Below are 26,576 nucleotides of genomic sequence, written 5' to 3'. Positions count from 1 at the left end.
GATAAACTGCGAGTCTTTACTTAAATTCGAATAAGGGGGGTGGTAGTGAGTCCGTTAAGTCCTAGGTGTATTACTTATTTCGACTGCCTGAGATTTTTACTTGCTCAAACAGTGGTTGTGGGCCATGGTTTCGGTTTCTTCTTCGGTTATTGGGGTGGTTTTTTTCCATCAAAGGCACCTTATATCCAGTCGATTGCGGTTGTTGGGTTCTTTTTTGTCTCTGGATTTCTAATATGTCGGAGTGCAGTTGCAAACATAAAGTACAAAGGCGGCGACTATGTGCGCTACTATGTGGATAGATTATCTAGAGTATACACCACTCTTGCTCCATGTTTGATTTTTGTTTTTTTGGTTGATCTTTTCTTCTCTTATCAGGTTTCTGATTTTGAGTTGGGGGATAATTTAACAATAAGTACGTTCTTCAAAAATCTTCTTCTTCTTCCGTCGATGCCGTTCGGAACGATGAGGCCGATATGGAGTTTGATGTTTGAGTGGTGGATATACATCCTATTTGGAGGAGTTGTATTTTTTCGAAAAAATTGGATTTTTTCGGCTATATGTATTGGGGTGGGCGGGTATTATACCTGGCGGTTGCAGGATCTGAGTGCAACACGGTTATTGAATTGAAGCGGGAGCATCATGCCGCATCACCACGGCTTCTTGCATCACTTCGCCCATCACCTCGATCGGGCATTTGAAGTCGAAGCGTTTGCGCGGTCGCATATTCAGTTGCAAAGCGATGGCGTCCAGGGCTTCCTGACTATGCACCGACAAGTCCGTGCCCTTGGGCAGGTACTGGCGGATCAGTCCATTGATGTTCTCATTGCTGCCGCGTTGCCAGGGGCTGTGCGGGTCGCAGAAGTAGATCGCCACCCCGGTCCGCTGGGTGATCTCGGCGTGCCGCGCCATCTCCCGGCCCTGGTCGTAGGTCATGCTCTTGCGCACCGCCAGCGGCATGCCATTGAGCGCCGCACTGAAGCCCTCCAGCGCCGAGGTCGCCGTCGCGTCGGCCATCTTGATCAGCATCAGGTAGCCGCTGGTACGCTCCACCAAGGTGCCCACCGCCGAGGCATTGGCCTTGCCCTTGATCAGGTCGCCCTCCCAATGGCCTGGCATCAGCCGGTCTTCGACCTCCGGCGGGCGCACGTGGATGCTGAGCATTTCAGGGATCTGGCCGCGCCGATCGACGCCGCCAGAGCGCGGCCTGCGACTCGTCTTGCCCTGGCGCAGGCAGATGATCAGCTCCTTGCGCAGGCCACCGACCGGCAGGGCGTAGATCGCGTTATAGATCGTCTCGCGGCAGACGTAGGCCTCTCTGAGGCTGGGTATGTTCATGCTGCGCAGCTTGCCGGCAATCTGCTCGGGAGACAAACCCTCACGCAGCATATGGACGACCAGCTCGAAGCGCTCACTGCCCGGCAGCAGCTTGCACTGAGGCCTGCAGACCTGGCGGCGGACCTGCATCTGCTGCTGGGCAGCACAGGCCTGGTAGCGGGTGCCAGGGGCCCGGTTGCGGCGCAGCTCCCGGCTGATGGTCGAGGGGGAGCGGCCGAGCATCCGGGCAATTCGCCGCTGGCTGAAACCTTGGGCAAGGCCGAGTTGAAGGGTCGCACGTTCGGGGATACTGAGTTCGTGATAGGACATAGTGGCAGCACCGTACCGGAAAGGTCAGGTGTTGCACTCAGTTTTTGCGGCCGCCCCTTTAAGGTAAATGCGAAAGGAGAGGCTGGTCATTTAGAGGTTATTTGGATGACTGGAGCTATCGCGTCAGTTATATTTGAGAGCATTGGAAGATATGCTTACTCTCGATATGCAGCCTGGGTATCTTTATCGTTTGCGACTGTTATTTATCTGCTGACACGCGATGCTTATAATATTTTTGCTGGCTTGCTTTTTTTCGTGCGGCTTATTGTTTATAGCTATAAGCTTTAATTGTAATAATGCGATTATTAGTTCAAAAGTTTCGTGGTGCTTTAATAGATTGGCAGGTTACAGCTTTACGTTATTTTTAACGCATTATACAGTTCTGTACTGGCTGCAGAAGATGGGTTTCTCAGGATTGGGCGGTCTTTTTCTGGCGCTCATTCTAGCGAATATAACTGCCTTTTTTATCGCATCGTTTACTGAAGATCATCACAAAAGTGTATCGAGCAAAATCCTAAACGTCATTACGAACTTAAGAGCAATAGTAATTGTACGATAGAGGTTTCTGTAAGCGGTGCGACTTTGTTTTATATATGCCTGGTTATAATTATTTTGTATTCGCGCAGTGAAACTTCTGACCAGGCACGCAGTGTTTTTTTTCACTACACCGCACGCATGGAGACACTTATATTGGCCTGAGTATTAAGTTCGATGATAGTTAATGCTCCACCATCAAAGGAACGGCCCATATCGATGTATACTACACCCCCCAAACATGTAACCGAGGTCACTGTTGAGTGACCGACATAAACGTGGTTTATGCCTTTAATTAAAACCTCATCATGATTTTCGATTTTGTTTCTGGCATACAGTGCTTTTTCCAAAGCTAAACGCTCATAAGTTTCGCCAAGTCGACCAGTAATAGCGTCTTTTGCATTCTGCCATTTTGTCATTATTATGTATAAGCGGCGCTTCAGCATGCACAATACCAATTGTTCTTCCATTCGTTAACTCAACCTCAATTATTAGAGGGAGATTTTGCAATGTATCAGACAGTTTTTGTTGGAATATAGACGGTAGTTCATAGAGCCATGCCCCACCATTGCGAGAATGCCTGGCAACGTCCCCCTTGCCAGAAACACAGTCGATGAGCATCTGTTCGTGGTTACCTCTCACGGCATGAAACCATGGCTCCTGCAGCCAATCCATGACGTCGATGGAGTCGGGTCCTCCCGTAAGCGCTCCATAAACCCCACCTACCGTATGGCCGGGGTATGAAGTCAGGTATCCGAGTCGGATGCATGCTCTGCTTGAGTTCTTACCCCAAACAACCGGTCGGCTATCTGCCGACCTCGCTCCAGCCCTTCAGCCGTCAACCAAATCGATTTGTTCTTGTTCACCGGATTACTGATTAAACCCTGTTCATGCAATCGATTCATGGTCTCGAAGTCGAACCCTTTCCAAGCATTGCCGTCATCAAAACTGAAGGTTGCCAACAGGGCAAGCATGGCTTCTTCAATCAATTTATCGTCGTATTCCATGATCGTTGCTCCGCTCATATCTTTAAGCTCACCATAAACCCCACCAGCCATGATGGATAGCGCGTTTAGCTATGCGATACCGGCGAGCAGTTCCAGGGTAGTAAAGCTTCGTAATCCTCAATCGAGGATGCCAGTGGCAGCCGCTCAAGTGCGTGGCGCAGCCACGCATAGGGCTCTTGGCCGTTGGCTTTGGCGGTCTCAACCAAGCTGTAAAGTTGAGCGCTGGCCGTCGCGCCTTTGGGCGTGTCGCTGAACAACCAGTTCTTCCTTCCGATCACGAAGGGCCTGATGGCTCGTTCGGCTGAGTTGTTGTCGATCGGCAAGTAGCCTTCCTCGACATACCGCTCAAGTTTGCTCCAGTTATTGGCCAGGTAGGTGATGGCTTTTCCCAGCGCGTTCTGAGCGGTGACCTGGGGCTGCGTCTTTTCGATCCAGCTTTTCAACTGAGCCAGCACCGGCAGGCTGTGTTCGTGCCGGCCAACTTTGCGTTCCGCATCGCCGCTGGTCTTGAAGTCGCGTTCGATACCGTAAAGCTTGTTGATCAGGGTCAGCGCGATATCAGCGCGCCCCGTCTTGCCTTTGGGCTGTACTTTTTGAGCATCGATGAATTTGCGCCGCGCATGTGCCCAGCAGCCTAAACGCTCCACTTCGACCTGAGCGCCCAGCGCGTTGTAACCGGCGTAATCATCGGTCATCACGTAGCCGCGATAGCCATCAAGCAGGCGCGTCGGCACCTCCTGAGCCCGGCTGGTGGAGTAGTCGAAAAGGATCACTGGTTTGTCGGGTGGGCCGCCGGTTTGCACCCACATCCAGAACTGGCTGCTGGGCTCCAGATCCTGCTCTTTCAACACCTGCACGCGGGTTTCATCGCAGTGGATGACGCGGCTTTCCAATAACTGGTCGCGCATTAAATTCAGCAGTGGTTGCAAGTGTTCACCGCACTGGATAACCCAGCGGGCCAAGGTCTGACGCGGGATATCGATGCCATGGCGGCCCAGCACTTTTTCAAAACAGTGAAGCGATAAACCGTCCACGTATTTGGTGGTCAGCAGCATCGCCAGCACGCTTGGGCTGGCCATACTTTTTTCAATCAACTGAGCGGGCTTGTCCGCAGTGACCGGAGCCGTTTCACAGGCACGGCAACCGTAGACCTTACGGACGTGTTTGATCACGCGGATTTGCATCGGCACGATTTCAAGCTGCTCGCTGAGCTCCTCGCCGATGGCGTGTTTGCGGCAGCCGCAGACACAGGTCAGTTCATGTTCGGGCAGTTCGTGGATGATTTCGATGCGGGGAGATCGGCCGGCAACGGTTTGCGTTTGCCACGCCGCTGGGTTGGCGCAACAGCCTCTTCTTCTGCGGCTTCATCAATGGGTTCGATGACGCTTTCCGCTTCATTGAACAGGGCCAACTGCGGCGTTGCCGGATCAGCCGTTTGCTCGGACTTGCGTCCGAACAGGCACTGACGCGGCAGTGCGTTTTCTTCTTCGAGGAAACCGACTCTGGACTGCATCTTCGCAAGCATCTGCTTGAGCAATTCAGGATCATCGGGGAGGATTTCGGGCATGGAAATCATACCCTGGATTATACCGAATCAGGCCACGTATCGAGGCGTCAAAACCTGATGAGGACGGTTGCGCCACAGATCAAAACCATCAAGTAGCCAGTTCAGTTCCTGGACGGTCAGGATGATCGCTTCATCGTTGGCATCGGGCGATGTTTTAAATCGTTCGGATTCGAGGCGCTTGAGCCAGAGGCAGAAGCCGTTGCGTTCCCAATACAAAATCTTCACGCGGTTGCGTGGCTTGTTGAGGAAGACGAAAAGCACAGGATCGAATACCGCGACTTTGATATCCAGTTCGACCAGCGCCGCTAGGCCATCAATGGATTTTCGAAAGTCGACAGGCTTGGGGTAGAGACAGACTTTTTCGACTTTAGCATCGGGTCGCATCATGGCGGGCTGGCTCCTGAGGGAATCGGGAGCACAGCATCCGGGATCAGCTAAGCGCTTTGAATGTGGGGTTCATGAAGCGCTTACGAAGATCCGATCTGCGCTTTTATTAAAACCGATTTTTTTAAAAGATATGTTAAGAGTTTTAAGCATCCGTGGATGTCATGCCCTTATGCAAGCTGATCAGGGTGAGCGTTACAGCCCCCCCAGGTGCCCCATATGCGCTAACCTAACCTCTCGCCCCACAACTCATCTGCTGATAACCCCGCTTTCGTGGGGATTAACGCAGCTCTTTGCTAGTCTCTTGACCACTACACATCACCGCAAGCCATTCGCCCGCTTGCCCTGCTTGCAAGGGGTGTAGTGACCGAATAAAACAGTGAGGCACAGGCCTCACGGCAGTAACATTAGTTCTTGGAGAGCCCACCGGAACGCTCGCGCGGAAGGCTAGCGCACTCAGCAAAGGGGCTTGGCAGCAACCTGCTGTTAACGCTGGCCACTTGGAAGGCATGTCGAGCAAGCGCTATGCATACTGCAATAATGGCTCCCAGTAGTAGACCAAGCGTCACCACCAGCAGCCGATTTGGCTTGACGGCAGACAAAGGCTCCAACGCTTGTTGGTCAATAGTCACCAGCTTAAGCCGACTCATATCAATATTCAGATTATTAAGACGAGTTACCTCTGCACGCAGAGATTGCACGCCGGCAAGAAAAATATCTTCATTCTCTCGGCGGTTGAGCACTTCGATTTCGCGATTGGTCGCCAACATTTGAAGCTCCTTGGCGATCTGCGCTATTCGAACCTCAGTGAAGTCGTCCGACTTTCTCTGCTGCAATGCTGTCAGTTCGGCTTTTAGGGCCTCTACACCCATAAAGTAAAGCGGGATCTGTTGGTTGTTGATCTCAGTGCGCATTACGCTGGAAGCACCAGAACGTACCGACTCACCCAACGAAGATGGCGTCGTCGGTTTTTGGATACCCAGTGACCGGGCGATACCAATAGCTTCATTGAGCTGAGCCATTCGATCGCTACGCTGGGTTTTAAGTTGCGTGCGAAGCGCCTTCAACTCATCCTGTAACTGAGCCCGCCGGGTAAAGTCGGCTTCCTGCAAAGACGCGATCTTGGCTTCCTTTTCAATATCGTAGCTTGACCGAGCGGAATCGAGTTTTCCTTTAAGCTCATTGAGCCGATTCTTAACAATTGCCTGCAAATCAGCAGCAATCTGCTCACGCTCGTTAGCGATGGCGTAATCAACAAATCCATTGAGAATAGCGACGCCATCAATTCCTTTCGGATAGCTCATTTCGAGCTTGATATATGCGCTCAGGGAATCCTTCTTGCTGACGTCCGGCAAAACCAGATTGATTGAGTTGCGATTGAACGCTTCAAAACTCTGCTCCAAGGTTCGACCTGGCCGCTCAAACGCCTTGAATAAATTCTGGTTTGCTCTGAAAAAAGCCAGACGAGTATCATATGACTCCAATGAAGCGCCTACTTTAATAAGCGCCTCGGATGGAGGAAGCTGATAAACCTCAGATCGGTTCAACGCATCGAGCTCATTCAGTGCGGCTGGCCGCAATACAGCGCTGACGCTATATACAGGAGTAGCCAGAAACGCATATGCCGCCGCGATCAAACCGACCCCGGCAGTCACAAGCAAAAGAAGTCTTTTCTGCTCCCAAACGACTTTAAACAACGCGACGAGATCAATCTCGCCTGAGGAGGGAACCGGGGGGGGCGCGGAAGCTACTACTCACAACAAAAAACCTGCCTTCAAAGAGAAACTGCGGGCTCGTTATGCAGACGATTTTGTGGTTTTTTTGTATTTATAAGGGTCGGCCAAAAAGCCCAGCGTCGCTGCCAGGCCCTGGACACACAAAATGACTGGAATCGAGAACAGGTTGCATTTTGCCATCTCGCCATAACATTACAAGACTTGACATGCCCGTAGGGCAATTCCTACTCAATTGAGGAAGCTGCAGGGAAAATGATTCAGCGGAGCCCCAATATCACTATTTCCTGCCGACAGAGAAGCGTTAACGCATCCTAGCGGGTAGAGCCAACGCCCAACGGAGGGCCTTACACCTGCAATCGAAGCGACAAACGGTATGCACCTTCCGACCAACCCTACAGCGCGGGCTTTAGGCGTTTCTTACGGCGAACCAGCAAACTCAGAAACGGCCCCACCAACATCCCCACAATCAACGCCAACGTCACAAACACCGAAACCGGCAGCTGTGGCGTAGACCACCCCAAGAACGCCAGGGCGACGTCTTGCTGGTTTTCCAGTACGAATGCCAGGATCGCCAAGGCGGCGATCAGCACGATCAGTACCAGAGCGACGCGCTTTACACCGCGCATAAACTTCTCCTATCCCCAAAAAAACTCAGACGCTTTCTTCTTCGTCTTCGTTCACTCGATCCCGCAATTCCTTGCCCGGCTTGAAATGAGGCACGAATTTGCCGTCGAGGCTGACGGACTGGCCGGTTTTCGGGTTACGGCCCACGCGCGGAGCGCGGTAATGCAGCGAGAAGCTGCCAAAGCCGCGGATCTCGATCCGATCACCAGTGGCCAGGCACTGGGACATTTGCTCAAGCATGGTCTTGATGGCCAACTCCACATCCTTGGATGAGAGTAGCCCTTGATGGGTGACAATTCGTTCGATCAACTCCGACTTCGTCATATTTTTCCCTTCTTTTTCAAGCAGCTAGGAAAAGCGCTCCGAAGGTTTTAGCATGACCAGATGAATTTGAACAGCCTGTGGCTTGACTTATCTTGCGCAAACTATGGCAACCCTCACAGAATCCGCGATAACAGCCGATAGCCCCCAGGAAGCCACAGCAGACGCCTTACCGACAAAGCGCTGTCAGTGCCGGAATCAGAAACCCTCAGCCCGTACGCAGCCTCAGGCCGCCCCCATTGCGCAGACCAATCGCACCCAAGGGCAAAACCCAAATCCCAGACACAAAAAAGGGCGACCGAAGTCGCCCTTTTTCTATGGTCTGACAGAACTTAGTTCTGTTTTTCCATTTGTGCACGCAACAGGTCGCCCAGAGTGGTCGGACCCGAAGCAATGTCAGAGGTAGCTGGCTTGTCGCGCAGGCTCTGGATTGCTTCTTTCTCTTCGATCTCGTCTTTCGACTTGATGGAGAGTTGGATTACGCGGCTCTTGCGGTCAACGCTGATGATCTTGGCTTCTACTTCCTGGCCTTCTTTCAGAACGTTACGAGCGTCTTCAACGCGATCACGGCTGATTTCGGAGGCTTTCAGAGTCGCTTCGATATCGTCACCCAAAGTGATGATGGCGCCTTTAGCGTCAACTTCCTTCACGATGCCTTTAACGATTGCACCCTTGTCGTTCTCTTGAACGTACTCGGAGAACGGATCGCTTTCCAGTTGCTTGATACCCAGGGAGATGCGCTCGCGCTCTGGGTCAACCGACAGGATAACGGTGTCCAGCTCGTCGCCCTTCTTGAAACGACGAACAGCTTCTTCGCCAACTTCATTCCAGGAGATGTCGGACAGGTGAACCAGGCCGTCGATGCCGCCGTCCAGACCAATGAAGATACCGAAATCGGTGATCGACTTGATGGTGCCGGAGATTTTATCGCCCTTGTTGAACTGGCCAGAGAAATCTTCCCATGGGTTAGATTTGCACTGCTTGATGCCCAGGGAGATACGACGACGCTCTTCGTCGATGTCCAGAACCATAACTTCCACTTCGTCGCCGACTTGTACGACTTTCGAAGGGTGGATGTTCTTGTTGGTCCAGTCCATTTCGGAAACGTGTACCAGGCCTTCCACGCCTTCTTCCAGCTCTGCGAAGCAGCCGTAGTCGGTCAGGTTGGTAACACGCGCAGTTACGCGAGTGCTTTCTGGGTAACGGGCTTTGATAGCAACCCATGGATCTTCACCCAGTTGCTTCAGGCCCAGGGAAACACGGTTGCGCTCGCGATCGTATTTCAGAACCTTGACATCGATCTCGTCGCCAACGTTGACGATTTCGGAAGGATGCTTGATACGCTTCCAAGCCATGTCGGTAATGTGCAGCAGGCCATCGACGCCACCCAGATCGACGAATGCGCCGTAATCGGTGAGGTTTTTGACGATACCTTTGACTTGTTGGCCTTCCTGCAGGGATTCCAGCAGAGCTTCACGCTCGGCGGAGTTCTCTGCTTCCAGCACGCTGCGACGGGAAACGACAACGTTGTTGCGCTTCTGGTCGAGCTTGATGACCTTGAATTCGAGTTCTTTGCCTTCCAGGTGCGTGGTGTCGCGCACTGGACGAACGTCGACCAAAGAACCTGGCAGGAACGCACGGATGCCGTTAACGTCGACAGTGAAGCCGCCTTTAACCTTACCGTTGATAACGCCCTTGACCACTTCTTCAGCTGCGAAGGCTGCTTCGAGAACAATCCAGCATTCAGCGCGCTTGGCTTTTTCACGGGACAGCTTGGTTTCACCGAAACCGTCTTCAACCGAGTCCAGAGCAACGTGAACTTCGTCACCGACATTGATAGTCAGGTCACCAGCGTCGTTGTAGAACTGCTCAAGCGGGATGAGTGCTTCAGACTTCAGACCAGCGTGAACGGTTACCCAGCGAGCTTGGTAATCGATATCAACGATAACACCGGTGATGATGGAGCCAGCCTGAAGGTTCAGGGTTTTTAGGCTTTCTTCAAAGAGTTCCGCAAAGCTTTCGCTCATTTTAATTCCTGTTGATAAGGGCGAAGAATACGCCCATCTGCCACACCCCAGACGGTGTGGGTTACGTTCATATAAGAGAAGAAGCGCAGGTCTAGGACTGGTCCCCTGCACTTCCTCTGAGTCATCCGGCGATATCGCGAAGGGCGATTTCACTCAAGATGCGTTCCAGCACCTGCTCGATGGACAATTCCGTGGAATCCAGCTGTATGGCGTCAGCCGCCGGTTTGAGCGGGGCTACCGCACGCTGGGTGTCACGCTCATCGCGCGCACGAATCTCATCTAGCAGACTCGACAGACTAACACCATCCACCTTGCCCTTCAACTGCAAGTAACGGCGGCGCGCCCGCTCCTCGGCACTGGCCGTCAGGAAAATCTTCAGCGGCGCCTCGGGGAACACCACGGTCCCCATATCACGGCCATCGGCCACAAGACCCGGCGGCTCCTGAAAAGCCCGTTGACGCTGGAGCAAGGCATCACGCACGGCCGGCAAGGCGGCGACCTGGGAGGCCCAGGAGCCAACCTGCTCATTACGCAGATCATCGGTTACGTCATCCCCTTCCAGGATAATGCGCAGCGAGTGACCTTCGGTCGCGCCGACGAACTGCACATCAAGGTGAGCCGCCAGCAACACCAACGATGCTTCATTGGTCAGGTCGACGCCATGATTACGTGCGGCGAAAGCCAGCAGGCGATACAACGCCCCGGAGTCCAGCAGACACCACCCCAGACGCTTGGCCAACAAGCCTGCGACGGTGCCTTTGCCAGAGCCGCTCGGCCCGTCGATGGTAATCACCGGTGCTTTGATATTCACAATTGAGCCTCTTGGGCTACACGAATGCCGACTTGGGCAGACAGTGTAAGAAAATTCGGAAAAGATGTAGCTACGTTGGCACAGTCATGGATACGAATCGGCGCAGTGGCACACAGGGACGCCACACTGAACGCCATGGCGATCCGATGATCACCGTGGGCATGCACTTCACCCCCGGCCATGCCACCGCCATCAATGATAATCCCATCAGGGGTCGGCACACACTTCACACCCAGCGCCAACAGACCGTCGGCCATTACCTGGATGCGGTCAGACTCCTTGACCCGCAACTCTTCGGCACCACGCAATACCGTGCGCCCCTGGGCGCAAGCGGCGGCGACAAACAGCACTGGGAATTCGTCGATAGCCAGGGGAACCAGCGCTTCGGGAATCTCGATACCCTTGAGCGGTGCCGCGCGTACACGCAGGTCCGCAACCGGTTCACCGCCCACTTCACGCAGGTTTTCCAGGGTGATATCGGCCCCCATGAGACGCAGGATATCGATCACCCCGGTGCGGGTAGGATTGATTCCCACATGCTCCAGCAACAATTCGGACCCCTCGGCAATCGAGGCGGCCACCAGGAAGAATGCCGCGGAAGAGATATCACCCGGCACTTCGATGCGCGTGGCCACCAGTGCATGGCCCGACTCAACCGCCGCCGTCGCGCCAACGACCTCCACCGGCCAGCCAAAACCGCGCAACATCCGCTCAGTATGATCACGGGTGGGCGCAGGCTCGGTCACCGCCGTCCGACCTTCGGCGTACAACCCAGCCAGCAACAGGCTGGACTTGACCTGGGCGCTAGCCATCGGCAGCGTGTAATTCAGCCCCTTGAGAGCCTGCCCGCCACGAATGGTCAGCGGTGGCCGGCCTTCCGGCCCGGTCTCGATCACCGCACCCATCGCCCGCAACGGCTTGGCCACGCGATTCATCGGCCGCTTGGACAGCGAAGCATCGCCGGTCAGGACACTGTCAAAACGCTGCGCCGCCAACAAGCCTGACAGCAGGCGCATGGACGTGCCCGAATTGCCGAGATAGATCGGCCCCGGGGCCGGCTTCAAGCCATGCAGGCCCACACCATGGATGGTCACTCGCCCATGATGCGGACCTTCGATCACCACACCCATGTCGCGAAACGCCTGCAAGGTCGCCAGGGCATCCTCACCCTCAAGGAACCCCTCGACTTCGGTAATACCGTCCGCCAGCGACCCGAGCATGATCGAGCGATGGGAAATGGATTTATCCCCCGGCACCCGGACCTTGCCACTCAACTGCCCACCGGGGCTGGCGACAAACACCACATCGTCAGCGTTGACGGCGGCGTCCATATAGGCACGCCGCGCCAGGATCTTGCTGAAATGCTCGCGCGCTACCCGAGCACGGGTGAAAACACCCAGCAACTGGTGACCATCTCCCGCGTCGACCGCATCGCGCAAGGCATCCAAGTCGCTGCGGAAGGTGTCCAGGGTGCGCAGCACCGCCTCGCGATTGGCGAGAAAAATATCGTGCCACATCACCGGATCGCTCCCGGCAATCCGCGTGAAATCGCGAAAACCGCCGGCGGCGTAACGGAAAATTTCCAGATTTTCATTGCGCTTGGCCAGGGAGTCGACCAGGCCAAAGGCCAGCAAATGCGGCAGATGACTGGTCGCCGCCAGCACTTCGTCATGGCGCTCGACCTGCATGTGCTCGACATCCGCCCCCAGCTCGCGCCACAGCCGATCCACCACCGCCAAGGCGGCGGGATCGGTTTCGGGTAGCGGCGTGAGGATCACCTTGTGCCGACGAAACAGCTGGGCGTTGGAGGCTTCCACCCCGCTCTGCTCGGAGCCAGCGATCGGATGCCCCGGCACGAACCGCGCCGGCATGCCGCCAAACGCCAGCCGCGCCGCGCGCACTACATTGCCTTTGGCACTGCCGACATCCGTGAGGATCGCCTGGCCCAGGCCCATGCCAGCCAGCAACCCCAGCAGTTTTTCCATGGCCAGGATCGGTACCGCCAACTGAATGACATCGGCGCCCTGGCATGCCAGGGCCAAGTCCGCCTCACAGCGGTCCACCACCCCCAGCTCAACCGCCAACCGACGCGATTGCGGGTCCAGATCCACACCGACCACTTCGCCACAGAGGCCGCTTTCACGCAGGCCCTTGGCAAAGGAGCCGCCAATCAATCCCAGGCCGACCACCACCAGGCGACCGATCACAGGCACAACAGGTTGCATTGCAATCACATCAACCACGGGCCAGGACCTTGGCCAGCGCCTCAAGGAAGCGACTGTTTTCAGCCGGCAAACCGATGGTGATACGCAAATGGTTGGGCATGCCGTAATTGGCCACCGGACGCACGATCACGCCTTCGCGCAGCAGGCCTTGGAATACCGGAGCGGCGTCCTGGGCGAGATCTACGCAGACAAAGTTGCCCTTGGACTCAATCCAGCCCAGGCCCAACTCACGAAAGCCTTGCTGCAGCTGCTGCATACCGCTTTCGTTGATCCGCCGCCCTTCTTCCAGGTACTCGGCATCCTTGAGCGCCGCACAGGCCGCCGCCAGCGCCAGGCTGTTGACGTTGAAGGGCTGGCGCACGCGGTTCAGCACATCCGCGACAACGGCTGTGGATAACCCGTAGCCAACCCGCAGCGACGCCAGGCCGTAAGCCTTGGAGAACGTGCGCGATACCAGCAGGTTCGGGTAGGCCGCGAGGAAGTCCAGGCCGTCGGGCAAGTCACTGCCTTCGGCGTATTCGATGTAGGCCTCGTCCAGCACCACCAGCACATGCTCAGGCACATCCTGCAGGAACTCGTTCAGCGCACCGGCACCGAACCAGGTGCCGGTCGGGTTGTTCGGGTTGGCGATAAACACCACGCGGGTCTGGGCATCGATGGCCGCCAGCATGGCCGGTAGGTCATGCCCCCAGTCCTTGGCCGCAATCACCCGCGCCTCGGCACCAACGGCCTGGGTGACAATCGGATACACCGCAAACGCGTGCTCACTGAACACCGCATTCAGGCCCGGGGCCAGATAAGCACGCGCCACCAACTCCAGAATGTCGTTGGAGCCATTGCCCAGGGTCACCTGATTCAACTCGACCCGGCAGCTCTCGGCCAACAGGGACTTGAGGGCAAAGCCGTTGCCGTCGGGATAACGGGTCAGCTCCACCAACTCTTCGCGGATCGCCGCCAACACCTTGGGGCTTGGGCCCAGGGGATTTTCATTGCTGGCCAGCTTGACGATCTTCGCCGGATCCAGATTCAACTCGCGCGCCAACTCGTCCACAGGCTTGCCTGGAACGTAAGGCGACAGTTGTTGCACGCCCGGCTGCGCCAGGGCGAGGAAGTTGCCACTCATGTCAAAGCCTCACAAAACCGCTTTCGGGTAGGAACCCAGCACCTTGAGTGCCACGGCTTCCTGACTGATTTTCTCCAGCACACCCTTGACCAGCGGATCACGGTGGTGGCCGACGAAGTCGATAAAGAACACATAGGTCCATTTACCGCTGCGCGAAGGACGGGTCTCGATGCGCGTCAGGTCAATCCCGTTGTCATGGAACGGCACCAGCAGCTCATGCAGCGCCCCCGGCTTGTTGCTCATGGAGACGATGATCGACGTCTTGTCGTCGCCGGTCGGCGGCACTTCCTGGCTACCAATCATCAAGAAGCGCGTGGAGTTATCCGGGCGGTCCTCGATTTTTTCGGCCAGGCGCGTCAGACCGTACAGGCCCGCAGCCATATCCCCGGCAATCGCCGCCGAGTTCCACTCGCCCTTGACCCGCTTGGCCGCCTCGGCGTTGCTGGACACCGCCACGCGCTCGACATTCGGGTAATGAGCATCCAGCCACTTGCGGCACTGGGCCAGGGACTGGGCGTGGGAGTAAATGCGGCTGATGCTGTCGGTCTTGGTGTTTTCACCCACCAGCAAGTGGTGGTGAATACGCAGCTCGACTTCGCCACAGATCACCATGTCGTGCTCAAGGAAGCTGTCGAGCGTATGGTTGACCGCGCCTTCGGTGGAGTTTTCCACCGGTACTACGCCGAAATTCACCGCACCGGCAGCCACTTCGCGGAACACCTCATCGATGGCCGCCATCGGCTTGCTGATCACGGCGTGGCCGAAATGCTTCATCGCCGCCGCCTGGGTGAAGGTGCCCTCAGGGCCGAGGTACGCCACTTTCAAGGGCTGCTCAAGGGCCAGGCACGAAGACATGATTTCGCGGAACAACCGCGCCATCTCTTCATTACCCAGCGGCCCCTGGTTACGCTCCATCACCCGCTTGAGCACTTGGGCTTCGCGCTCTGGGCGATAGAACACCGGCACTTCGCCTTCGGCCAGGGAGGCCATCTTGACCCGCGCCACTTCCTGGGCACAGCGCGCCCGCTCACTGATCAGCTCCAGGACTTTGGTGTCCAGGGCGTCAATGCGTACACGCAGGGCCTTGAGTTCTTGCTCAGACATTAGCCGTGTTCCTTTTCGAACTCTGCCATGTAGGCCACCAGTGCCTTGATGGCATTGATGTCGACGGCGTTGTAGATGGAGGCGCGCATGCCGCCTACCGAACGATGCCCCTTGAGGTTGAGCAGGCCACGCTCGTCGGCACCCGCCAGGAATGGTTTGTCCAGGCGGTCGTCGGCCAGGCGGAACGGCACGTTCATCCACGAGCGGTCGCTCGGGTTGATCGGGTTGCTGTACAGGCCGCTGGCGTCGATGAAGTCGTACAGGGTGCGCTTCTTCTCTTCATTGAGCTTGCCCATGGCTGCCACGCCGCCCTGCTCTTTGAGCCACTCGAACACCAGGCCCGACAGGTACCAGGCAAAAGCCGGCGGGGTATTGTACATCGAGCCATTGTCGGCCGCGACTTTGTAGTTGAGCATGGTCGGGCACACCGACCGGGCACGACCGAGCAGGTCTTCACGGATGATGTTGACCAGGATGCCACTCGGGCCGATGTTCTTCTGCGCGCCGGCGTAGATCATGCCGTAGCGGGACACATCCATCGGGCGCGAAAGAATGTCCGAGGACATGTCGCACACCAACGGGACATCACCAACTTCAGGCACCCAGTCAAATTCCAGGCCACCGATGGTTTCGTTCTGGACGTAGTGAACATAGGACGCGTCCTTGGACAGCTTCCACTCGTTCTGACCTGGAATAGCGAAATAATCGTAGGGCTTGGCAGTACCGGCCACGTTGACGTTGCCGTAGCGCGAGGCCTCTTCAATGGCCTTCTGCCCCCAGATACCGGTATCGATATAGTCGGCAGTACCGTCTTCCGGCAGCAGGTTCAGCGGGATCTGGGCGAACTGCTGGCTGGCGCCGCCTTGCAGGAACAGCACCTTGTAGTCCGACGGGATGTCCAGCAGGTCACGCAGATCCTGCTCGGCCTTGGTGGCAATGGATACGAACTCATCGCTGCGATGGCTCATTTCCATCACGGAGAGGCCTTTGCCATGCCAGTCGAGGAGTTCACCCTGCGCGCGCTGCAGGACTGCTTCAGGAAGTGCCGCGGGACCAGCACAGAAGTTATAGGCTCTCTTGCTCACATCCAATCTCGCTCTGATCTGTTGGTCACATAATTCGTGTTCGACATATAACCCCTGTGGGAGCGGGCTTGCTCGCGAAAGCGGTGTGTCAGCCCGCCTATGCGCTGACTGATACGCCGCTTTCGCGAGCAAGCCCGCTCCCACAGGGGAATGCGCAGTATCGCAAACTTTCAAAAGGGACAAATAACAAGGGGGCGAATTTTCATCCGCCCCCTTGGTTGTCCGCTTATTCCTGCGGTTCTTCTTCGTCTGCGGCAGCATCGAGGGTTGGCTCGTCGACGTTGTCATCGCCGGCTGCGATCACCTCGCCATCGAACTCCTCACCTTCCAGCTCCTCGCCTTCGACTTCCGATGGTTCCTGGACACGCTCCAGACCCACCAGGGTCTCGTCGCTGGCCAGCTTGATCAAGGTCACGCCCTGGGTGTTACGGCCCAGGCTCGAGACTTCATCAACACGGGTACGTACCAGGGTGCCCTGGTCGGAAATCAGCATGATTTCCTCGCCATCCAGCACCTGGACCGCGCCGACCAAACGGCCGTTGCGATCGTTGCTGACCATGGCGATAACACCCTGGCCGCCACGCTTGTACTCGGGGAACTCGCTGATAGCGGTACGTTTGCCATAACCACGGGCCGAAGCCGTGAGGATCTGGCTGCCTTCTTCCGGGATCAGCATGGAAATCAGCTTCTGCCCTTCCGGCAGGCGCATACCGCGAACACCACGGGCGGTACGACCCATCGCACGCACGTCGGACTCTTTGAAGCGCGTCACCTTGCCACCGTCGGAGAACAGCATGACTTCACGCTCGCCATCGGTAATGGCCGCGGAGATCAGCACGTCGCCTTCGTCCAGCTCCAGGGCGATCAGGCCCACGCTGCGCTGGCGACTGAAGGATTCCAGCGGGGTCTTCTTCACGGTGCCTTTGGCGGTTGCCATGAAGATGAAGTGACCTTCGGTGTATTCCTCGACCGGCAACATCGTGGTGATGTATTCATCGGTGTCCAGCGGCAACAGGTTGACCAGCGGACGACCACGGGCAGCGCGGGACGCTTCCGGGATCTCGTAAGTCTTGAGCCAGTACACCTTGCCCTTGCTGGAGAACAGCAGCAGCGTGGTGTGGCTGTTGGCTACCAGCAGGTGAGCGATGTAGTCCTCATCCTTGACGCCAGTCGCCGACTTGCCTTTACCACCGCGACGCTGAGCCTGATACGCAGCCAAAGGCTGGGTCTTGGCATAGCCACCGTGGGAAATGGTCACCACACGCTCTTCTTCCGGGATCATGTCACCCAGGGTCAGGTCGAGGCGCGCATCGAGAATTTCAGTGCGACGCACGTCGCCGTATTCGGCGCGGATCACTTCCAGTTCTTCGCGGATCACTTCCATCAGGCGCACGGCGCTGTTGAGGATGCGGATCAGCTCGCCGATCTGGTTGAGGATCTCCTGGTACTCGGCCAGCAGCTTCTCGTGCTCCAGACCGGTCAGGCGGTGCAGGCGCAGTTCCAGGATGGCCTGGGCCTGTTCCGGCGACAGGAAATACTTGCCATCACGCAGGCCGTATTGCGGATCCAGGGTCTCCGGACGGCACGAATCGGCACCGGCACGTTCAACCATCGCCACAACGGCGCTGGATTCCCATGGCATCTTGATCAGTGCTTCCTTGGCTTCCGACGGAGTCGGCGAAGCCTTGATCAGGGCGATGACCGGATCGATGTTCGACAGCGCAACCGCCTGGCCTTCCAGGATGTGCCCACGTTCACGGGCCTTGCGCAGTTCGAATACGGTACGGCGGGTCACCACTTCGCGGCGGTGACGGACGAAGGCTTCCAGCAGATCCTTGAGGTTCAGGATGCGCGGGCGACCGTCGATCAGGGCCACGACGTTGATACCAAACACGCTTTGCAACTGGGTCTGGGCGTAGAGGTTGTTGAGTATCACCTCAGGCACTTCGCCACGACGCAGCTCGATCACCACGCGCATACCGTCTTTGTCAGACTCGTCGCGCAGCTCGGTGATGCCTTCGAGCTTCTTCTCTTTAACCAGCTCGGCGATCTTCTCGATCAGACGCGCCTTGTTCAACTGGTACGGGAGTTCGGTGATGACGATCTGCTGGCGGCCACCGACCTTGTCGATGTCTTCGATCATCGAGCGGGCGCGCATGTAGATGCGGCCACGACCGGTGCGATAGGCTTCGATGATGCCGGCGCGACCGTTGATGATCGCGGCGGTCGGGAAGTCCGGGCCAGGGATGTACTGCATCAACTCATCGACGGTCAGCTCGGGGTTGTCGATAAGCGCCAGGCAACCGTCGATGACTTCACCGAGGTTGTGTGGCGGAATGTTGGTGGCCATGCCCACGGCAATACCGCTGGAGCCGTTGACCAACAGGTTGGGAATACGGGTCGGCATGACCGCCGGGATCATTTCGGTGCCGTCGTAGTTCGGCACCCAGTCCACGGTTTCTTTGTGCAGGTCAGCCAGCAGCTCGTGTGCCAGCTTGGTCATGCGCACTTCGGTGTATCGCATGGCCGCGGCGTTGTCGCCGTCGACCGAACCGAAGTTGCCCTGGCCGTCTACCAGCAGGTAGCGCAGGGAAAACGGCTGGGCCATCCGAACGATGGTGTCGTACACCGCAGTGTCGCCGTGAGGGTGATACTTACCGATCACGTCACCGACAACACGGGCAGATTTCTTGTACGGCTTGTTCCAGTCGTTACCCAGCTCGCTCATCGCGAACAGCACACGCCGGTGCACGGGCTTCAAGCCATCGCGCGCATCAGGCAGTGCCCGACCGACAATTACGCTCATCGCGTAGTCGAGGTAGGACTGTTTCAGCTCGTCTTCGATATTGACCGGGAGGATTTCTTTGGCCAGTTCGCCCATGAGAAGCCTGATTCCTTTTTCGGGTGAAACCTCGTCACATCCATATGGGACGAACGAAGCTCGCCGTCGCCGGCATGATGCCTGGCAACGACTTACGACAAATCAACGAGTTATGACACGGATCTGCGCATTAAAGGCCGCCCCTTGGGGTGACCTTGGAAACCGCCGAATGGTATCACAATCGCCGCCACGCACCTATCCCCCAGATGCGCATGGAGCGTAGTAAGTTGACGGATGACAGGCTTGAGGGCGACGAGAGGGGCTCAGAGCTGGATAGAGGCTAGGATTTGCCTGTGGATCCGAGGGTTTTGCTGGTTTTTAGGGCCGATCGCGGGCAAGCCCACTCCCACATTTAGACTGTATTCACAAATCAAGTGCGGGAGCGGGCTTACTCGCGATTGCAATCTGCCAGGCACCAGCGCCCTTAGTGCAGGCGCTTACGGCACATCAGTTTGGCGATCTTGGCGGTATCAGGCCGCTCGACAATGCCTTTTTCGGTGACGATCACGTCAATCAGGTCTGCCGGCGTGACATCAAACACCGGGTTGAAGGCCGCTACATCGGCGGCAAATCGCTGCCCGGCGACTTCCAGCAGTTCGCCGGCATCCCGCTCTTCCAGGGCAACATCGTCGCCAGTGGCCATCATCAGGTCCAGGGTGGAACTCGGGGCCACCACCATAAAGCGCACACCATGGTGCATGGCGCAGACCGCCAACTGGTAGGTGCCGATCTTGCTGATCACATCGCCATTGGCGGCGATGCACTCAGCGCCCACAATCACCCAGGTCACGCCCTTGGTCTTGAGGATATGCGCGCCGGCCGAGTCTGCATTCACTGTGACCGGAATACCCTCGCCCGCCAGTTCCCAGGCGGTCAGCCGCGAGCCTTGCAGCCAGGGGCGGGTTTCGTTGGCATAGACCTGCTCGACCATGCCCTCCAGAAACGCCCCTCGGATCACCCCCAGCGCAGTGCCTACACCACCGCTGGCCAAGGCCCCGGCATTGCCGTGGGTCAGGATCGCCTGGGCATTGCCCTGGTGCTTGCGGATCAATTCGACGCCCAGTTGCGCCATGGTCAGGTTGGCTTCACGGTCGCTTTCATGGATCGCGACGGCTTCGGCCTCCAGCACCGCCAGCGGGTCGGCGTGCTTTTTGAGGCGGTCGAGGCGATCGCGCATGCGCTTGAGGGCCCAGAACAGGTTCGACGCGGTAGGACGGCTTTCGGCCAATAGCGCATAGTCCTCCTCCCATGCAGCCTGCCAGTCACCGCCCTCGGCGATCCGTGCGTGCGCGGCCAGCACCAGGCCATAGGCGGCGCTGATGCCGATGGCCGGCGCGCCGCGCACCACCATCGTACGAATGGCCGCAGCCACTTCATCGACCGTCGCGCAGGCCACCCAGTTTTCCCGGGACGGCAGCGCACGCTGATCGAGCAGGTGCAGTGCGCCATCACGCCAATCGATGGCCTTCACTTTCTCCGCTGCCAACAGTCGATCGCGCATCCCTCACCCCGTACTCATCAACAAAAGCCGCGGATTATAGCGATCCGCCAGCCAGGACGCTCGGGTATACTTCGCCCTCTTTATATGACCGCCTCGGACGATGCCCGCTATGACGCCACCTGCCGCCCCGCTCGACTTACTGTTGCTGCCAAGCTGGCTGGTACCGGTCGAACCTGCGGGCGTGGTGCTCAAGGCGCACGCCCTGGGCATCCGGGACGGACGTATCGCGTTTATCGGCCCGCGGGCGCAGGCCCTGAAGCTGGTAGCCCACGAAGTGCGCGAGTTGCCCGGAGTGCTGCTCAGCCCCGGCCTGGTGAATGCCCATGGCCACGCGGCAATGACCCTGTTTCGCGGCCTGGCCGACGACCTGCCACTGATGACCTGGCTGCAACAGCATATCTGGCCGGCCGAAGCCAAGTGGGTCGATGAGACGTTTGTACGTGACGGCACCGACCTGGCGATTGCCGAGCAGATCAAGGGCGGCATCAGTTGCTTCTCGGACATGTACTTCTTCCCCAAGGTCGCCAGCGAACGCGTACACAACAGCGGCTTGCGCGCACAGATTGCAATTCCGATCCTCGACTTCCCGATCCCCGGCGCAGCCAATGCCGACGAGGCGATCCGCCAGGGCGTGGAGTTGTTTGGCGACCTCAAGCATCACCCACGGATCAAGATCGCCTTTGGCCCCCATGCCCCCCTATACCGTCAGCGATGCAACCCTGGAAAAAGTCCGGGTGATCGCCGAGGAGCTGGATGCCGCCATTCATATGCATGTCCACGAAACCGCCTTTGAAGTGCAGCAGTCCGTGGAACAGTATGGCGAGCGCCCCCTGGCCCGACTCGCGCGCCTGGGCCTGCTCGGCCCGCGCCTGCAGGCCGTTCATATGACCCAAATCAGCGAAGAAGACCTGGCGTTGCTGGTAGAAAGCAACAGCAGCGTGATCCATTGCCCGGAATCCAACCTCAAACTGGCCAGTGGCTTCTGCCCGGTGGAACGCTTGTGGCAGGCCGGCGTCAATGTGGCAGTAGGCACCGATGGCGCGGCAAGCAACAATGATCTGGATCTGCTGGGAGAAACCCGCACTGCCGCGCTGCTGGCCAAGGCCGTCGCCGGTTCGGCCAGCGCCCTGGATGCCCATCGCGCGCTGCGCATGGCTACCCTCAACGGTGCGCGGGCCATGGGCCTGGAGGCTGAAATCGGCTCGCTGGAAGTGGGCAAGGCTGCGGATATCGTAGCCTTCGACCTTTCGGGGCTGGCCCAGCAACCGATCTACGACCCGGTCTCGCAGCTTATATATGCCACCGGACGCGATTGTGTGAAACACCTTTGGGTCGGCGGCAAGCAACTGCTCGACGACCGGCAACTGACCCGCATGGATGAACAGCAACTGAGCGCCACAGCCGCTGCCTGGGGCCGGCGCATCAGTGGACACCACGAATAACGCCGGCCCGGGATCAACATTCCGCGCCAGGCACACCGTTTTATCGGATTTAGAGGACTACCCATGAGTAACGTCGACCACGCCGAAATCGCCAAATTCGAAGCCCTGGCCCACCGCTGGTGGGACCGCGAAAGCGAGTTCAAGCCCCTGCACGACATCAACCCGCTGCGGGTCAACTGGATCGACGAGCGCGTCAATCTGGCCGGCAAGAAAGTCCTCGACGTGGGCTGCGGCGGCGGCATCCTCAGCGAAGCCATGGCCCAGCGCGGCGCCACGGTGATGGGCATCGACATGGGCGAAGCGCCTCTTGCCGTGGCCCAGTTGCATCAGTTGGAGTCGGGGGTGAGTGTGGAGTACCGGCAAATCACCGCCGAAGCCCTGGCCGAGGAAATGCCCGAACAGTTCGACGTCGTGACCTGCCTGGAGATGCTGGAGCACGTGCCCGATCCATCGTCGGTGATCCGTGCATGCTTCCGCATGGTCAAGCCCGGCGGCCAGGTGTTCTTCTCCACCATCAACCGCAACCCCAAGGCCTACCTGTTCGCGATCATCGGCGCCGAATACATCATGAAGCTGCTGCCGCGCGGCACCCACGACTTCAAGAAATTCATCCGTCCTTCCGAACTGGGTGCCTGGAGCCGCCAGGCCGGGCTGACCGTCAAGGACATCATCGGCTTGACCTACAACCCGCTGACCAAGCACTACAAGCTCGCCAGCGACGTCGACGTCAACTACATGATCCAGACCCTGCGAGAGGAATAAACCTGTGAAGTTGAAAGCGGTTCTTTTCGACATGGACGGTACGCTGCTCGATACCGCGCCGGACTTTATCGCCATCTGCCAGGCCATGCGCACCGAACGCGGGCTTGCGCCGATCAACGACCAGCATATCCGCGACGAAGTCTCCGGCGGCGCCCGGGCCATGGTTGCCGTGACGTTTGCCATGGACCCGGAGTCCCCAGGCTTTGAAGCGTTGCGCCTGGAGTTCCTCGAACGTTACCTCAAGGGTTGCGCGATCCATAGCAAGCTGTTTGATGGCATGGCCGAACTGCTGGAAGACATCGAACGGTCCAAGCTGATCTGGGGCGTGGTCACCAACAAGCCACTGCGCTTTGCCGAGCCGATCATGGAGCAACTGGGCCTAGCCCAACGCTCGGCGCTGCTGATCTGCCCGGACCACGTGAAAAACAGCAAGCCCGACCCGGAGCCGCTGATCCTGGCCTGCAAGATGCTCGACCTGGACCCGGCCAGCGTACTGTTCGTGGGCGACGACCTGCGGGATATCGAGTCGGGGCGCGATGCCGGCACCCGCACCGCCGCCGTCACCTATGGCTACATCCACCCCGACGATAATGCCCGCAACTGGGGCGCCGACGTCGTGGTCGATCACCCACTGGAACTGCGCAAGGTGCTCGATAGCGCACTCTGCAGCTGCTGAATGGCTAACCAATGAAGCTTTAATGTGGGAGCGGGCTTGCTCGCGAAGGCGGTGGGTCATCTGCTAGAGAGTTGACTGACACCACGCTTTCGCGAGCAAGCCCGCTCCCACATTCAGATATGTGCTGCCCCACTGAATTTTGTTGAGGTCGATTATGTTTGATTACTCCGCTCGCCCAGAATTGCTCAAGGACCGGGTCATTCTGGTCACCGGCGCCGGTCGCGGGATTGGTGCTGCGGCGGCCAAGACCTATGCCGCCCACGGTGCCACCGTGCTGTTGCTGGGCAAGACCGAAGCCAACCTGGCCCAGGTCTACGATGAAATCGAAGCCGCCGGCCACCCGCAACCGGTGGTGATCCCATTCAATCTGGAAACCGCCCTGCCCCATCAATACGATGAGCTGGCAGCGATGATCGAAAAAGAATTCGGCCATCTCGACGGACTGCTGCACAACGCTTCGATCATCGGCCCGCGCACCCCGATCGAACAACTGTCGGGCGAGAATTTCATGCGCGTCATGCATATCAACGTCAACGCCATGTTTATGCTGACCGCCACCCTGCTGCCACTGCTCAAGCTGTCCCAGGACGCGTCGGTGGTGTTCACCTCCAGCAGCGTCGGGCGCAAGGGTCGTGCCTACTGGGGCGCCTATGGCGTATCGAAGTTCGCCACCGAAGGCCTGATGCAAACCCTGGCCGACGAACTCGACACCGTCGCCGCAGTACGCTCCAACAGCATCAACCCAGGCGCCACCCGCACCAGCATGCGCGCCCAGGCTTATCCTGGAGAAAACCCGGCCAACAACCCGCTGCCGGAAGAGATCATGCCGGTGTACCTGTACCTGATGGGCCCGGATAGCTCGGGGATCAATGGGCAGGCATTCGACGCGCAGTAATCCCCAGAATGCGGGAGCGGGCTTGCCTGGGATAATCCTACGTCTCTAACTGACGACTCACCCTGTGGCGAGCGGGCTTGCCCCGCGCTGGGCTGCGTAGCAGCCCCACCCCAGACACCGCAGTTGTTTCAGACATACCGAGTCGGCAGGTTTTGGGGCGGCTACGCCACCCGACGCGGGACAAGCCCGCTCGCCACAACAAGCCCCCCCCCACAGGAGCTGGCGCCAAATTCCCAGCACTGTGCATACGCAGTAAATCCCATCCCCTTGTTTTATAAGCAATAAAAAACATCGCATTAAATGGCACGATTTTCGCTCTAACTTGCTTGAAACAGGCGGCACGACGTAAAGACGTGCGGCATGGGATCAGGGGTTATAACCCCCGGCAAAGCGGACTAAACTGTTACCTATGTTTTACGGAGCTGAAGGAACAGTAAGGCGCCCGCCAGTGGCCGCTCCCATTGAGCCTGTAAGACAGCATTAAGTGCTTAGAGGCCTACCCGCTTATGAAAACACCGACCCAGACCAACGCAATTGACTTCGACAGTGCCAAATTGCAACGCCTGGGCTTTGGTCAGCCTTCCCTTATCACACGGCGCCCCATTAGCCTCGGGCAACTGCGCCAGCAACTGAACCTGCAATTGCAGACCAGCCTGGAAGCGGAACGGATCCTTGGCCTGTTCTTTCGCGAAGTGCAGCGCCTGGTGCCCCTGGATGCCCTGCAATACCGCCATGAAGCCAGCGACCTGCGCCTGGAATACGGCCAGCGCGGCCATCACTCCGTGAGCTACAGCCTCAGCCACGAGGGCGAGCACCTGGGAGAGTTGGTATTTCGCCGCAACCAGCGTTTCACGGAGGAGGAACAGGGCAATTTGGAGTCGCTGCTGGCCAGTCTGCTCTACCCCATGCGCAATGCCTTGCTGTATCGCTCCGCGACCCGCACCGCGCTGCGCGATCCACTGACCGAGACTGGCAACCGCGTCGCCATGGACCAGACCCTGGGCCGCGAGATCGAAATGGCCAAGCGGCACCTGCATCCGCTGTCCTTGCTGATGCTCGACATCGATCACTTCAAGCACATCAACGACACCCATGGCCACGCCACCGGCGACAAAGTGCTCAAGGCCGTCGCAGCCTCGATCAAAAGCCAGTTGCGCAATGTGGATATGGTGTTTCGGTTTGGTGGGGACGAGTTCCTGATCCTGCTTTCCAACACCAGCCGGGAGGCCGCCACCCTGGTCGGCGAACGCCTGCGCCAGGCAGCACAGGCCCAGGACTACTGGGCGGACACCACGCGTATCGAATTGACGGTGAGCCTGGGTTGCGCGACCTGGCTGGCGGGTGAGTCTGCCGAGAGCCTGCTGCGCCGGGCCGACAATGCCTTGTACGTGGCCAAGCGCGAAGGCCGCAACCGCCTGGCAATGGCGGGGTAGACGCTACCCCGCCATGCCCGGGTCAGGCTTCGCTGGTCGCCAGCACCTGGCGCTCGCGGGTCACTGGGGTTTTCTCCAGTTGCATGCAGCGCTCCAGGAACAGGTACATGTAGTCGTAGCTTTTGCACACAGCCTGGCGCAGTTCTACTTGCAACGCCTTGCTCGGGTTCATGCCCGCCAGGGTGCAAATGATCTCCAACGCTTCCCACGGGTGGGCGTCGTCGTACTGGGCATGCATCTTCAGCCACTTCATGGCGCGCTTGCGATCTTCTTCAGGGAAAGCGGCGGCATACACGCCCGTCGAACACACCAGCGCAGACCACTCCCCAGTGGCGCCTTCGATGGCGTAGTTGGTGGCGGCAATTGCAACGATCAACGAATCGGCCGAACTGGTGTGCCAGCACCAATGACTCAGTGCATGCAGCTCTGGCGCTACGTTTTGCGCCTGCAGTTCTTCCAGGCCTACACCGTGGGCGCGCGCCCAATGCATCCAATAATCGGCATGGTTCAGTTCCACGCGAATATTGCGCATCAACCAACGTCGCGCCATATCCTCCCCTGGATGACGGGCAAACTTGGTCTTGGTCAGGTTTTGTGCCATGTACAACGCGAACTGTTCCACCACTGGCCAGCCACCAATCAGGTACTGACGCATGGTCTTGGCACTGAGCTTGTTATCGCGCATGCGCTGGTACAGTTCGTGTTCGACAACTCGGCGCTTGCTCTCGCTACAGTCCTGGATCAATTGCTGAGCCCAGGCGGGGTAACTTGAGGCTTCCATAAGCGGGCCGGTT

The 26,576-nt window shown here is 58.0% G+C and carries 21 protein-coding genes and 2 pseudogenes; 6 read left to right on the top strand and 17 right to left on the bottom strand.

The genetic code is table 11. From position 1 onward, the window contains the following. The first annotated feature begins 45 nt into the window (after positions 1 to 45). Complete coding sequence (locus tag JTY93_RS08900) at positions 46 to 627, top strand: acyltransferase family protein (RefSeq protein WP_205477860.1); 582 nt, start codon at positions 46 to 48, stop codon at positions 625 to 627. On the opposite strand, the gene JTY93_RS08895 is transcribed toward JTY93_RS08900, so the two are convergent. From JTY93_RS08895 to mtnA, 16 genes and pseudogenes are all read right to left on the bottom strand, one after another. Next, positions 616 to 1,644 (bottom strand): IS30-like element ISShes10 family transposase, encoded by a 1,029-nt coding sequence (locus tag JTY93_RS08895; protein ID WP_011711660.1) that lies wholly within the window; start codon positions 1,642 to 1,644, stop codon positions 616 to 618. The two genes, JTY93_RS08900 and JTY93_RS08895, sit on opposite strands and share 12 nt — an antisense overlap. 662 nt (positions 1,645 to 2,306) lie before the next feature. Further along, entirely contained in the window at positions 2,307 to 2,648 is a 342-nt protein-coding gene (locus tag JTY93_RS08890) for a metallophosphoesterase family protein (RefSeq protein ID WP_205479656.1), read from the bottom strand. A 276-nt stretch (positions 2,649 to 2,924) separates the two neighbouring features. Continuing rightward, positions 2,925 to 3,185 carry a DUF6429 family protein gene (locus tag JTY93_RS08885; protein ID WP_205479654.1) on the bottom strand — a complete coding sequence of 87 codons (261 nt, stop codon included), beginning with the start codon at positions 3,183 to 3,185 and terminating at the stop codon, positions 2,925 to 2,927. Positions 3,186 to 3,250: 65 nt separating this feature from the next. Next, positions 3,251 to 4,761, bottom strand: a pseudogene (gene tnpC, locus JTY93_RS08880) (IS66 family transposase). A gap of 18 nt (positions 4,762 to 4,779) precedes the next feature. Then, positions 4,780 to 5,139, bottom strand: a complete 360-nt coding sequence (tnpB, locus tag JTY93_RS08875) for an IS66 family insertion sequence element accessory protein TnpB (RefSeq protein ID WP_240344616.1) — start codon at positions 5,137 to 5,139, stop codon at positions 4,780 to 4,782. 404 nt (positions 5,140 to 5,543) lie between these two features. Further along, on the bottom strand, positions 5,544 to 6,833 hold the full coding sequence (locus JTY93_RS08870; protein WP_240344619.1) for a Wzz/FepE/Etk N-terminal domain-containing protein: 1,290 nt from the start codon (positions 6,831 to 6,833) through the stop codon (positions 5,544 to 5,546). 431 nt (positions 6,834 to 7,264) lie between these two features. After that, entirely contained in the window at positions 7,265 to 7,498 is a 234-nt protein-coding gene (locus tag JTY93_RS08865; RefSeq protein ID WP_205479650.1) for a lipopolysaccharide assembly protein LapA domain-containing protein, read from the bottom strand. A gap of 25 nt (positions 7,499 to 7,523) precedes the next feature. Continuing rightward, complete coding sequence (gene ihfB / locus JTY93_RS08860) at positions 7,524 to 7,820, bottom strand: integration host factor subunit beta (protein ID WP_008437689.1); 297 nt, start codon at positions 7,818 to 7,820, stop codon at positions 7,524 to 7,526. Positions 7,821 to 8,149: 329 nt separating this feature from the next. After that, on the bottom strand, positions 8,150 to 9,844 hold the full coding sequence (rpsA, locus tag JTY93_RS08855; RefSeq protein ID WP_029298694.1) for a 30S ribosomal protein S1: 1,695 nt from the start codon (positions 9,842 to 9,844) through the stop codon (positions 8,150 to 8,152). A 121-nt stretch (positions 9,845 to 9,965) separates the two neighbouring features. Further along, a complete protein-coding gene (gene cmk / locus JTY93_RS08850; protein WP_029298696.1) occupies positions 9,966 to 10,655 on the bottom strand; it encodes a (d)CMP kinase in 690 nt (229 codons plus the stop codon). Continuing rightward, complete coding sequence (locus tag JTY93_RS08845) at positions 10,652 to 12,862, bottom strand: bifunctional prephenate dehydrogenase/3-phosphoshikimate 1-carboxyvinyltransferase (RefSeq protein WP_205479660.1); 2,211 nt, start codon at positions 12,860 to 12,862, stop codon at positions 10,652 to 10,654. Before JTY93_RS08845 ends, cmk begins: the two co-directional genes overlap by 4 nt. Positions 12,863 to 12,890: 28 nt before the next feature. Further along, positions 12,891 to 14,003, bottom strand: a complete 1,113-nt coding sequence (gene hisC / locus JTY93_RS08840) for a histidinol-phosphate transaminase (protein WP_205479648.1) — start codon at positions 14,001 to 14,003, stop codon at positions 12,891 to 12,893. Positions 14,004 to 14,012: 9 nt separating this feature from the next. Further along, positions 14,013 to 15,107 carry a prephenate dehydratase gene (pheA, locus tag JTY93_RS08835; RefSeq protein ID WP_029298704.1) on the bottom strand — a complete coding sequence of 365 codons (1,095 nt, stop codon included), beginning with the start codon at positions 15,105 to 15,107 and terminating at the stop codon, positions 14,013 to 14,015. Continuing rightward, on the bottom strand, positions 15,107 to 16,192 hold the full coding sequence (gene serC, locus JTY93_RS08830; protein WP_169996621.1) for a 3-phosphoserine/phosphohydroxythreonine transaminase: 1,086 nt from the start codon (positions 16,190 to 16,192) through the stop codon (positions 15,107 to 15,109). Before serC ends, pheA begins: the two co-directional genes overlap by 1 nt. A 226-nt stretch (positions 16,193 to 16,418) precedes the next feature. After that, on the bottom strand, positions 16,419 to 19,073 hold the full coding sequence (gene gyrA, locus JTY93_RS08825; RefSeq protein ID WP_205480594.1) for a DNA gyrase subunit A: 2,655 nt from the start codon (positions 19,071 to 19,073) through the stop codon (positions 16,419 to 16,421). A gap of 424 nt (positions 19,074 to 19,497) precedes the next feature. After that, positions 19,498 to 20,574, bottom strand: coding sequence for an S-methyl-5-thioribose-1-phosphate isomerase (gene mtnA, locus JTY93_RS08820; protein ID WP_205480592.1), 1,077 nt, complete (start codon positions 20,572 to 20,574; stop codon positions 19,498 to 19,500). 109 nt (positions 20,575 to 20,683) lie between these two features. On the opposite strand from mtnA, the pseudogene JTY93_RS08815 reads away from it, so the two are divergent. From JTY93_RS08815 to JTY93_RS08795, 5 genes and pseudogenes are all read left to right on the top strand, one after another. Beyond that, positions 20,684 to 22,016 (top strand): annotated as a pseudogene (locus JTY93_RS08815) (TRZ/ATZ family hydrolase). A gap of 63 nt (positions 22,017 to 22,079) precedes the next feature. Next, positions 22,080 to 22,778: a bifunctional 2-polyprenyl-6-hydroxyphenol methylase/3-demethylubiquinol 3-O-methyltransferase UbiG gene (gene ubiG / locus JTY93_RS08810; protein WP_003172645.1), complete on the top strand. Its 699-nt coding sequence runs from the start codon at positions 22,080 to 22,082 to the stop codon at positions 22,776 to 22,778. A 4-nt stretch (positions 22,779 to 22,782) separates the two neighbouring features. Then, positions 22,783 to 23,454 (top strand): N-acetylmuramic acid 6-phosphate phosphatase MupP, encoded by a 672-nt coding sequence (gene mupP / locus JTY93_RS08805; RefSeq protein ID WP_205480582.1) that lies wholly within the window; start codon positions 22,783 to 22,785, stop codon positions 23,452 to 23,454. 154 nt (positions 23,455 to 23,608) lie between these two features. Further along, positions 23,609 to 24,349, top strand: a complete 741-nt coding sequence (locus JTY93_RS08800; protein WP_169996613.1) for a YciK family oxidoreductase — start codon at positions 23,609 to 23,611, stop codon at positions 24,347 to 24,349. A 506-nt stretch (positions 24,350 to 24,855) separates the two neighbouring features. Continuing rightward, entirely contained in the window at positions 24,856 to 25,782 is a 927-nt protein-coding gene (locus JTY93_RS08795) for a GGDEF domain-containing protein (protein ID WP_205480021.1), read from the top strand. Positions 25,783 to 25,804: 22 nt separating this feature from the next. Here the strand turns inward: JTY93_RS08795 and JTY93_RS08790 are convergent, their stop codons facing one another. Further along, positions 25,805 to 26,563: an iron-containing redox enzyme family protein gene (locus JTY93_RS08790; protein WP_178120359.1), complete on the bottom strand. Its 759-nt coding sequence runs from the start codon at positions 26,561 to 26,563 to the stop codon at positions 25,805 to 25,807. Positions 26,564 to 26,576 lie beyond the last annotated feature (13 nt).

The organism is Pseudomonas hygromyciniae, from assembly GCF_016925675.1.
GTDB classification, from domain to species: domain Bacteria; phylum Pseudomonadota; class Gammaproteobacteria; order Pseudomonadales; family Pseudomonadaceae; genus Aquipseudomonas; species Aquipseudomonas hygromyciniae.
Note: the sequence above shows the minus strand (reverse complement) of the source record. Positions and strands in the feature narration are given on the sequence as shown.

Bases quoted from the DNA above. Each gene is read 5' to 3' on its own strand.
- ihfB (WP_008437689.1), bottom strand. From the start codon at position 7,820: ATGACGAAGTCGGAGTTGATCGAACGAATTGTCACCCATCAAGGGCTA.
- hisC (WP_205479648.1), bottom strand. From the start codon at position 14,003: ATGAGTGGCAACTTCCTCGCCCTGGCGCAGCCGGGCGTGCAACAACTG.
- JTY93_RS08795 (WP_205480021.1), top strand. From the start codon at position 24,856: ATGAAAACACCGACCCAGACCAACGCAATTGACTTCGACAGTGCCAAA.
- JTY93_RS08885 (WP_205479654.1), bottom strand. From the start codon at position 3,185: ATGGAATACGACGATAAATTGATTGAAGAAGCCATGCTTGCCCTGTTG.
- rpsA (WP_029298694.1), bottom strand. From the start codon at position 9,844: ATGAGCGAAAGCTTTGCGGAACTCTTTGAAGAAAGCCTAAAAACCCTG.
- pheA (WP_029298704.1), bottom strand. From the start codon at position 15,107: ATGTCTGAGCAAGAACTCAAGGCCCTGCGTGTACGCATTGACGCCCTG.
- ubiG (WP_003172645.1), top strand. From the start codon at position 22,080: ATGAGTAACGTCGACCACGCCGAAATCGCCAAATTCGAAGCCCTGGCC.
- gyrA (WP_205480594.1), bottom strand. From the start codon at position 19,073: ATGGGCGAACTGGCCAAAGAAATCCTCCCGGTCAATATCGAAGACGAG.
- JTY93_RS08865 (WP_205479650.1), bottom strand. From the start codon at position 7,498: ATGCGCGGTGTAAAGCGCGTCGCTCTGGTACTGATCGTGCTGATCGCC.
- mtnA (WP_205480592.1), bottom strand. From the start codon at position 20,574: ATGCGCGATCGACTGTTGGCAGCGGAGAAAGTGAAGGCCATCGATTGG.
- JTY93_RS08790 (WP_178120359.1), bottom strand. From the start codon at position 26,563: ATGGAAGCCTCAAGTTACCCCGCCTGGGCTCAGCAATTGATCCAGGAC.
- JTY93_RS08800 (WP_169996613.1), top strand. From the start codon at position 23,609: ATGTTTGATTACTCCGCTCGCCCAGAATTGCTCAAGGACCGGGTCATT.
- tnpB (WP_240344616.1), bottom strand. From the start codon at position 5,139: ATGATGCGACCCGATGCTAAAGTCGAAAAAGTCTGTCTCTACCCCAAG.
- JTY93_RS08890 (WP_205479656.1), bottom strand. From the start codon at position 2,648: ATGGAAGAACAATTGGTATTGTGCATGCTGAAGCGCCGCTTATACATA.
- JTY93_RS08895 (WP_011711660.1), bottom strand. From the start codon at position 1,644: ATGTCCTATCACGAACTCAGTATCCCCGAACGTGCGACCCTTCAACTC.